This is a genomic window from Mesorhizobium sp. M0991 (assembly GCF_040318915.1).
Lineage (GTDB): Bacteria > Pseudomonadota > Alphaproteobacteria > Rhizobiales > Rhizobiaceae > Mesorhizobium.
In genome coordinates this window covers 1-7,788 of record NZ_JAMYNE010000074.1, presented here as the reverse complement: position 1 = coordinate 7,788, position 7,788 = coordinate 1, and the positions used below count along the sequence as shown (strand labels likewise).

The following is a 7,788-nucleotide window of genomic DNA, read 5'->3' as shown; positions in this document are numbered from 1 at the left end:
TGATCAGACCAGATACCGTTCCCGATTCGAAGGCCATCCGTCGAAAGCGCCCGCGTCAACGTGCAGCGAAAATAGCGCTTACCTCCGAACTTGCGTTTGGCGAAAACAAGCTGCGCAAGCTCGAATACATCATTCCCGCTGCCATCGCCTCAGATGCCGATACGCTTGTTTCCATCGGCGGCGTGCAGTCCAACCACACGCGCATCGTCGCCGCGGTCGCCGCCAGAATTGGCATGAAATGCCTCCTGGTTCAGGAGAGCTGGGTCCCACATGAGGATGCCGTTTATGACCGGGTCGGCAACATTCTTTTGAGCCGCATCTTGGGAGCAGAGGTGTGCGCCTAGTCGACGAAGGGTTTGACATCGGTATCCGCGATAGTTGGGGAAAAGCGCTTTATGAGGTCAAGGCAAGGGGCGGCCGACCTTATGCGATACCAGCCGGGGCGTCTGTTCACCCGAACGGCGGCCTCGGCTATGTCGGGTTCGCGGAGGAGGTGCGCGCCCGGGAGAAACAGCTTGGGTTTGCCTTCGACTACATTGTCGTTTGCACGGTCACGGGTTCAACGCATGCCGGCATGATCGTCGGGTTCGCCGAGACGGTCGACAGCGCAACGTGACCGCATCGACGCCTCTGCCACTCCCGCAAAGACAAAGGCGCAGGTGCTTAGCATGGTTGTGTTGCAAAGTTTTTTCTGTGTCATGAAGGTTGGTCGAGACCGGCCGCTGTCATGACGCCAGTATGGCGAACTGCTCGGCCAGGGAGGGATTTGGATTGAGTTCGTCGCCACGACCCACCGCTACGCCGCCCGTATATCAACCTGCCTCCACCTTGCGGCCTCCGGCGACGCCCGCCTTCTCGAGTCCGTTGCGCATCATCTCGACATCCAGGAGCCTATCGAAATGGCCGTGAGTAACTTGAATAGTGTCATCCTTTCCGATCACCCGTCCAGCTTGGAATGGATAAAACGTGGCGCCGCGCTACTGGAGACCAAATGGACCACGACCACGATATCGCTTGGCCATCCTCGTGGCGTGACGAATTGCTTTCGGCTTTGATCGATGCAGATATTCTGCTCGTTTCTCCCTGGTTGCTGCCCGACATCATCTTGGATGACGCTTTGCTCGACCGCGCGTCTCGTTTAAAGGCAATCGGAGGAACCTACGACAATCGTTTTTCTAGTTTCGTTCGATCGACGCACTCACCGAGCGCGGAATTGTCTTGATCGATACCTCGCGCTCGATGTCGCCAAGCATTGCGGAATTTGCACTGGCTCGAACTCTCAACCTGCTGCGCGACATTCCCACAGCGATTGCACTCATGCGGGCGGGCGGCTGGAAGCCATCTGAGGCAGACCCGTTAGCGCATGTCCATGGCGATCTGGCTGGCAAGAAGGTCGGGCTCGCTGGCTACGGCGCCATCAACAGTCGGTATCACCAGCTGATCAGCGGCTTCGGCTGCCAGGTCGCTGCCTACGATCCGACGCTCGACACCTCCCGGGCGGAGCAGCTTGGGTTGACATACACGGGTTCGCTCGAGGAGCTCGCGGCCGCCTCGGAGATCTTCGTCGTAGGCATTCCACCTTTGAAATCATCGCTACGCGCGATCAGCAAACCAGTCTTCGACGCTCTGCCCATCGGTGGCCTGTTCGTACTCGTGAGCCGCATGGCCGTGGTTGACGAACCGGCGCTGTGGGATGCGGTCAACAACCGCGGCCTTAGGGCCGCGATCGATGTCTTCGGCGCCGAGCCGGTGTCCCCGGATGCACATTCCGCTTCTATCCCAACGTGCTGCCAACGCCGCATATAGCTGGCGAACCGTTCTACCAACATGAGCGCTGCTTCTACGATGCTTGCGTGGACTGCCTCGCCGCGATCGAGGGAAAGCCGCGCCGTTTCGAGGCAACCCGGATTGATGCGACCCAATATAGGGGGATAGACGGCAGCACGCCGAAGCCGCGGAAGGAACCAGCATCCGAGCCGTCGGCATGAGAGAGGAGGATGCAGTATGCATCCGGTGAAGACGGCAGACGTACGTATCCGGCCATGAGCACCTGACCACTGCGGTGCTGGGCCAAGCTTTCGATGGGAGACGCGACGGTATTGTTGAGGAGAGTTTGAAGAGCTGCATCTCAGTGGCCGGGGCATGTGATTTTTTGCGCTAGACTCGCCGGTCAGCCAGTATTGGCCTGAGCGGCGATAGCTATAGGCGGCGGCCTGCAGGACCCCGGTGAATTCTTGCAGATGGCACTCGGGGTGATCCTGTCGTCGATCGCGCGAAGTGTAAATACAGCGCGGCGGGCGGTGCACGACCGCCGAAGGGGCCACTCGTCACGGATATAAGTCCAGTTGTGGCCGGTCGCCGGAGCGGCTTGCGCGACGGCCGCTTGCGCTCGAACCATTTGACCGACTGCGTCCGCGCGCCGCTTTCTCGCCGGCAAGCTCATCCTCGGGGCCTGACGCCTCCAGATTCTCCAGCTGCAGCTCCATCCGCGCCAAGAGCCGCTCCTTGCGCTCCGAGCGGCTGCCGTAGGTTCGCCGCAGCTTTCGATTCCAGCTTGAGGCATGCAATCAACGCTCTGTCGAGGAGCTCACGGCTTGAGCACGCGCCGCCTTCGGCTCCATGCGCGCGGCCCGCTCGGCCAGGATCATTGCATGGGCGCTTGCAAAGGTCGGACGGAACGAATCAGGGGCGATTTCACAGGCGCGGGCGAATCACATCCTCCCCCGCTCGCCCCCAATCGCAAAGACAAAACCGTTCTCCCATCGACCTCGGGCGCCAGTTTCCTGCGGATCTCGCCAGTGAATCCCGGAGAGATGGGCAGTCGAGATCGTCACCCCGCCGTCGATCGGAGCTGAATGTGCAGAAAAGAGGCGGATTCTTGGGAGTATTGAATTATTTTTTATCCTGGAATCGTTGCCTCAGGGGCCACAGCGCTCCGAGTTTGGCAGCTGTTGACGATACAGACGACGCTATTTTTTGATGCCGATCTGCAGTTAAGCGCGAGCTCGGACCTGCGACACTGACGGTCCCAACCGTTTGGCCGCCTTCCAAAGTAATCGGGGCAGCAATGGCGATCACGCCAGGCTCAGCCTCCTCGACTGAAATTGCCCAACCTCTTTTCTTAGTCAGCGCCAGTTCCCCCATAAACTCTTCCACGGAGGTGATAGATCGCTCCCCTGCATTATGGCGGCCGTCATTGACGGCGATGCGAATTGCGTCTGTCGGATCTAGCGTCGACAAATAAGCTTTGCCGTTAGCTGTGGTCGCCAAGCGAACTCTCGCAACCAGTTCGGGCTGATATTTCAAACCGTTCCGAGCGCCTTGGACCTGTGCAATCCAGGTCAGCGTTTCGCCCTGCACGACTGCCATCCGAACAAGCTCCGCGCTTTCGCCAGCCAATTCCTCTAACACTGGCTGGCAGACGTCAGTTAGGTGCGTGGCGCCCAGAAAGCGTTGTCCTAGAATGGCCAGCCTGAGAGTGAGCTTGTAAAAGCCGGTGACTGGCTCCTGCTCAACCCAACCTATTTCGCACAAAGTGGTGAGCATTCGGTGGGCGGCACTTTTTTGCAAATCGAGCTTTTCGGCAATTTCGCCGAGCCGGAGGGTCGATGCCTCGTTCGCCAGCAACTCAATAACAGCAAAACATCGCTCCACAAGAGAGTTGACAACCCGCACACTAGCCTCCGAAATGATGTTCCAAAGAGGATGGTGTTGCTGTAACTTTTTAGCGCGCGTCGGTCAAGTGTATTGACGCGGACGAGACTTTGTCGCGCCCTCGCGTTCTGGACGATTTTCCGGAGGTCGGCGAGCAGCGCCTTCGCGTCAAGTGCCATCGCCCCTCTGCGGTCAGAGGACGAGGGACAAGGACCCTTTCCCGCGGCCATTATCATCGAGCAGAACCGGATACTTGAGATCAGGCCAAGTCCGTGTAAGGGCGAGTTGGTCGCAGATCGACTCCTCCTTTCCTAATCGCATGTGAATCGGCGTGCAAAATTGACCCCATAATGGAGTGCGCCCCTCGGACCGGACAGGATGAACAAGCAGAATTGACTTGGAAGCCGGGCTTTCGAAGGATGGAAGCCCATGGTGACTTATCGCACGCACAGCATCGAGTTCAAACGTCAGGTAGTGCAGGAGTTCCTGTCCGGCGAGACGCTGCATGGTCTCGCCAGGCGGCACGAACTGCCGCGTAACCTGATCCGCATCTGGGTTCAGAAATACGAGGCCGGCTCCTTCGACGAAGACGTGGCGGCGGCCGACACGATGCAGACCTATGAGGCGCGGATCGCAGCGCTGGAGCGGCTGGTAGGCCGGCAAGCCTTGGAAATTGAGTTTCTAAAGGGGGCTCTGAAAAGCGCACCACGTCCGAGAAGCGGGACTACATCCGTGATCACCGGCCCGGCGGTGTCTCCGTCGCTGAAGGATGCCGGCTGATGGGGATCGCGCGATCAACCTACTACGATCAGCCCGAAACCGCCGTGGATGACACAGCGCTCGTCGAGACGATGGGTGAGATCTCCGACAGCTTCGAAGCTTACGGCTATCGCCGCATGCAGGCGGCGCTGCGGCAGCGCGGCATCGTCGTCAACCACAAGAAGGTCAGACGGTTGATGCGCGAGCACGATCTGCAGCCCAGGATCAGGCGGCGCTTCATCGTCACTACGGACAGCGATCACGAGTTGCCGATCTTCCCGAACCTGGCGAAGAACGTGACACCCGACGGCCCGAACCAGCTCTGGGTGAGCGACATAACATACGTGACGATTGCGGCGGGCTTCGTCTACGTCGCGGTCATTTTGGATGCCTGGTCACGCAAGGTCGTTGGTTACGCCATCGGTCGGTCGATCGACGCGCGCTTGACCGTTGCAGCATTGAAGGCGGCAATCGAACGACGAAAACCCCCGCCGGGCTGCGTCCATCACTCGGACCGAGGGTCGCAATATGCCGCACTCCTCTACCGCAACGTTCTCGCCGAGCACGATCTTATTGGATCGATGGGCCGGCGCGGCAATCCCTACGATAATGCGAAAGCGGAAAGCTTCATGAAGACGATGAAGGTCGAAGCCGTCTATCCGATGGCCTACGAAACCTTCGCCGACGTCGCTGAGGACCTTCCCCGCTTCATTGATGAGGTTTACAACACCCGCCGGTTGCACTCAGCGCTCGGCTATCTCAGCCCGCAACAGTTCGAGGACCAACACGCCCGGCAGATGGTCAAAACTGCGGCTTGACCCTGTCCGGTCCGAGGGGCGCACTCCAATCGGGGGTCAGTTTTGGAAGCCGTTTGACACTCGGAAAACGGCGTCTGCCGCCGGCCAGGCCGTTCCACGCCGTATTGTTACGGACGCTGCGCCCCCGGGGCCTCCTTTGCGTGTTCCGCCGCTTCAGACCGTGAGGCTCACGTTGTAATCGGTCAGGAAGTCCTCGAGGGTCAGGATTTGCTCCACCACCCTGAGGTTGTCGGTCGCACGGAGGAACGCTCGAGAGCCGTCGACGGACAGCAGCGGTGCCACTGCCACGTTGCGGTCATTCAGCAGTGCGGTAAACCGGTTGCGCAGCATTGTGTCGTAAGTCGGATCCTGAATAGCCGGATACCCGCTCTTGACTCGCTGCACCACCGACTGCGGCAACAGGTCTGCTGTAGCGGCCCGCAGCAGGCTCTTCTCGCGCCTATCGAAAGTCTTATGGGCCCATGGGGTGCCGAACAGGTACTCGACGAGGCGGTGGTCGCAATAAGGGACCCGCACCTCGAGACCCGAAGCCATGCTCAGCCGATCCTTGCGGTCGAGCAGAGTCGGCAGGTAACGTGTGAAAACGAGGTAGCAGACCTCACGCATGCGACGCTCGTGCCGATCGGCCGAGGCCGGCCCGGTCAGGACGGGTACTTCAGCAAGTGCCGTGCGGTACTGCTCGTCGACATAACCGGGGAGGTCAAGTTTCTCGACGAGGCCGGGGTCTAGGGACTGCAGTGCGACATCTTCGCTGAGTTCGTACCAGGGAAACGTGTCTGCCTGAACGCGCGCGGGATTGTGAAACCACGTGTAGCCGCCGAAAAGCTCGTCGGCCGCCTCTCCGGACAGGGCCACCGTCGAGTGCTGCCGGATCGCCCGGAACAGCAGATAGAGTGAGCTATCAAGATTGCCCAAGGTCAACGGTAAATCGCTGGCGTGGAGGGTGGCTGCCCGCACGCTCGGGTCCATGAGTTCGTCAGCCGATAGCGTAATATCCGTGTGGTCGGTGCCGACGAACTTCGCGACCTCCTGCACGTATGGCCCATCGGGTGTGGGGCGCCCGGGGCCGGGGGTAAAGTTGTCGGTGTAGCCGACGAAGTCGAGGGCGAAGGACCTGATCCGATCGTCGCTGAAGTGCGCGGCCAGTGCAGTCATGGCCGAGGAATCAAGCCCACCCGACAAGAGCGTGCACAGCGGTACGTCGGCGATGAGCTGACGCTGGATCGTTTCATCGAGCAACTCGCGGACGCGCCGAACAGTGGTAGGCACATCGTCGCTGTGCGCGCTGTCTGTGAGCTGCCAGTAGCTCATCTGCTGGATCCCGCCGCGGGTCACACGGACGATGTGGCCGGGCCGTACCTCGCGCATGCCGCGGAACACGGTGTTGTGCGGGTCGGCGATGGAGCTGGAGCACAGGGCGCGACGAAGCCCCTCGGCGTCCATGGCGGGTTCCGCGAGACTATTGGCGAGGATCGCCTTTGGCTCGGAGCCGAATAAAATTCCGTGCTTGGTGGGGTAGTAGTAAAGCGGCTTGATGCCGAGCCGGTCGCGTATGAGAAGCATCTCGCCTTTGGCGGTGTCCCAGAGTGCGTAGGCGAACATCCCGTTGAGTTCGCTCACGGCAATGCGGGGGTCGCGGTGGCCCCACTCCCGGTGGGCGTGCAGCACCACCTCGGTGTCACTATTCGTGTCGAACCGATGGCCTAGGGCGGCGAGCCGTTGACGCAGCTCGCGGTAGTTGTAAGTCTCGCCCGTGTAGACGAGCGCCAACGCGGCTCGGCCGTCCCCCTGGAGCGTCATCGGCTGGCGACCTCCCTGGACATCGATGATCGCCAGGCGGCGGTGCCCCAGCGCCGCGGGCCCGTCGATCCAGGTCCCCTCGTCGTCCGGACCGCGGTAGGCCATCGTGGCGGTCATGTCGGCAAGCTCCCTTCGCGCGTCGGGATCTCCTAGGTCGCGATCGAAATCAATCCATCCACATATGCCGCACATGTTTTCGCTCCTTGCCTTGGGTAACTATCGCGCAAGCGGCATTCGGGACACCGCACCCGCGAACACGTGATAATTCTTGTGGCCGCCTCATCGCAACTCGAGTAAGCTCGATTGATCGTGACGGCTAACTTCCGCATGCTGATCGCTAGCTGCTGCGTCTAATGTGCTCGACGAGATCGTCCAACTGCGCCGCAATGCCAAGGCTGCCAAGCGCTTGCTGACCTAGGTGCACGAGCACCGAAAAACCTGCACTCCTATGGCGCGGCAAGACTCAGATGATGCCGCAAGTCGAGCACCGCGATAAGGGCCTGAACAATAGCGCGGAGAATTCGAATGTGCCGCTGCGAAAACGGCACCGGGAACTTTTGTTCAGGATCAGTACTGACGCGATCTCCTGATGTTGCATCTCGGTTTGCATTCTATTTCCGATCCTCCGGCCTGCCGGGAAACACGAATTGCGCCGCCGGCAATCAGCGCATAGATGCGCTCTTGATCGATGCCGGTCTCCCGCAGAATCTCGACCGTATGCTCACCCAAATCGGGCGCAGGGCGATCGAAAACGAGG

At 60.3% G+C, this 7,788-nt stretch carries 7 protein-coding genes and 4 pseudogenes; 6 read left to right on the top strand and 5 right to left on the bottom strand.

The genetic code is table 11. The features are described 5' to 3' along the window. Nucleotides 1-83 precede the first annotated feature (83 nt). The 3 genes and pseudogenes from NKH70_RS35180 to NKH70_RS35170 all read left to right on the top strand — a co-directional run. A pseudogene (locus tag NKH70_RS35180) lies at nt 84-671 on the top strand (pyridoxal-phosphate dependent enzyme); the annotation flags it as partial. Nucleotides 672-991: 320 nt separating this feature from the next. Next, nucleotides 992-1,222 (top strand): hypothetical protein, encoded by a 231-nt coding sequence (locus NKH70_RS35175; protein WP_353027428.1) that lies wholly within the window; start codon nt 992-994, stop codon nt 1,220-1,222. Beyond that, nucleotides 1,219-1,806, top strand: a complete 588-nt coding sequence (locus NKH70_RS35170; protein ID WP_353027427.1) for an NAD(P)-dependent oxidoreductase — start codon at nt 1,219-1,221, stop codon at nt 1,804-1,806. Before NKH70_RS35175 ends, NKH70_RS35170 begins: the two co-directional genes overlap by 4 nt. 395 nt (nt 1,807-2,201) lie before the next feature. Here the strand turns inward: NKH70_RS35170 and NKH70_RS35990 are convergent. From NKH70_RS35990 to NKH70_RS35160, 3 genes and pseudogenes are all read right to left on the bottom strand, one after another. Beyond that, nucleotides 2,202-2,356 (bottom strand): annotated as a pseudogene (locus NKH70_RS35990) (IS66 family transposase); the annotation flags it as partial. 8 nt (nt 2,357-2,364) lie between these two features. Then, a pseudogene (locus tag NKH70_RS35165) lies at nt 2,365-2,648 on the bottom strand (IS66 family transposase); the annotation flags it as partial. A 244-nt stretch (nt 2,649-2,892) separates the two neighbouring features. Then, nucleotides 2,893-3,675, bottom strand: coding sequence for an IclR family transcriptional regulator (locus NKH70_RS35160; protein ID WP_353027426.1), 783 nt, complete (start codon nt 3,673-3,675; stop codon nt 2,893-2,895). 408 nt (nt 3,676-4,083) lie between these two features. On the opposite strand from NKH70_RS35160, the gene NKH70_RS35155 reads away from it, so the two are divergent. Beyond that, on the top strand, nt 4,084-4,434 hold the full coding sequence (locus tag NKH70_RS35155) for a transposase (protein WP_352823664.1): 351 nt from the start codon (nt 4,084-4,086) through the stop codon (nt 4,432-4,434). Continuing rightward, on the top strand, nt 4,383-5,231 hold the full coding sequence (locus NKH70_RS35150) for an IS3 family transposase (protein WP_353027429.1): 849 nt from the start codon (nt 4,383-4,385) through the stop codon (nt 5,229-5,231). The genes NKH70_RS35155 and NKH70_RS35150 overlap by 52 nt, the downstream gene beginning before the upstream one ends. A gap of 153 nt (nt 5,232-5,384) precedes the next feature. Here NKH70_RS35150 and asnB read toward each other — a convergent pair whose 3' ends face one another. Beyond that, nucleotides 5,385-7,223, bottom strand: coding sequence for an asparagine synthase (glutamine-hydrolyzing) (gene asnB, locus NKH70_RS35145; RefSeq protein WP_353027425.1), 1,839 nt, complete (start codon nt 7,221-7,223; stop codon nt 5,385-5,387). 163 nt (nt 7,224-7,386) lie between these two features. On the opposite strand from asnB, the pseudogene NKH70_RS35985 reads away from it, so the two are divergent. Continuing rightward, nucleotides 7,387-7,582, top strand: a pseudogene (locus NKH70_RS35985) (IS6 family transposase); the annotation flags it as partial. A 16-nt stretch (nt 7,583-7,598) separates the two neighbouring features. On the opposite strand, the gene NKH70_RS35140 reads toward NKH70_RS35985, so the two are convergent. Then, the coding region (locus NKH70_RS35140; protein ID WP_353027424.1) for a hypothetical protein at nt 7,599-7,788 on the bottom strand (190 nt) is incomplete at its 5' end.

Bases quoted from the DNA above. Each gene is read 5' to 3' on its own strand.
- NKH70_RS35175 (WP_353027428.1), top strand. From the start codon at position 992: ATGGACCACGACCACGATATCGCTTGGCCATCCTCGTGGCGTGACGAA.
- NKH70_RS35155 (WP_352823664.1), top strand. From the start codon at position 4,084: ATGGTGACTTATCGCACGCACAGCATCGAGTTCAAACGTCAGGTAGTG.
- asnB (WP_353027425.1), bottom strand. From the start codon at position 7,223: ATGTGCGGCATATGTGGATGGATTGATTTCGATCGCGACCTAGGAGAT.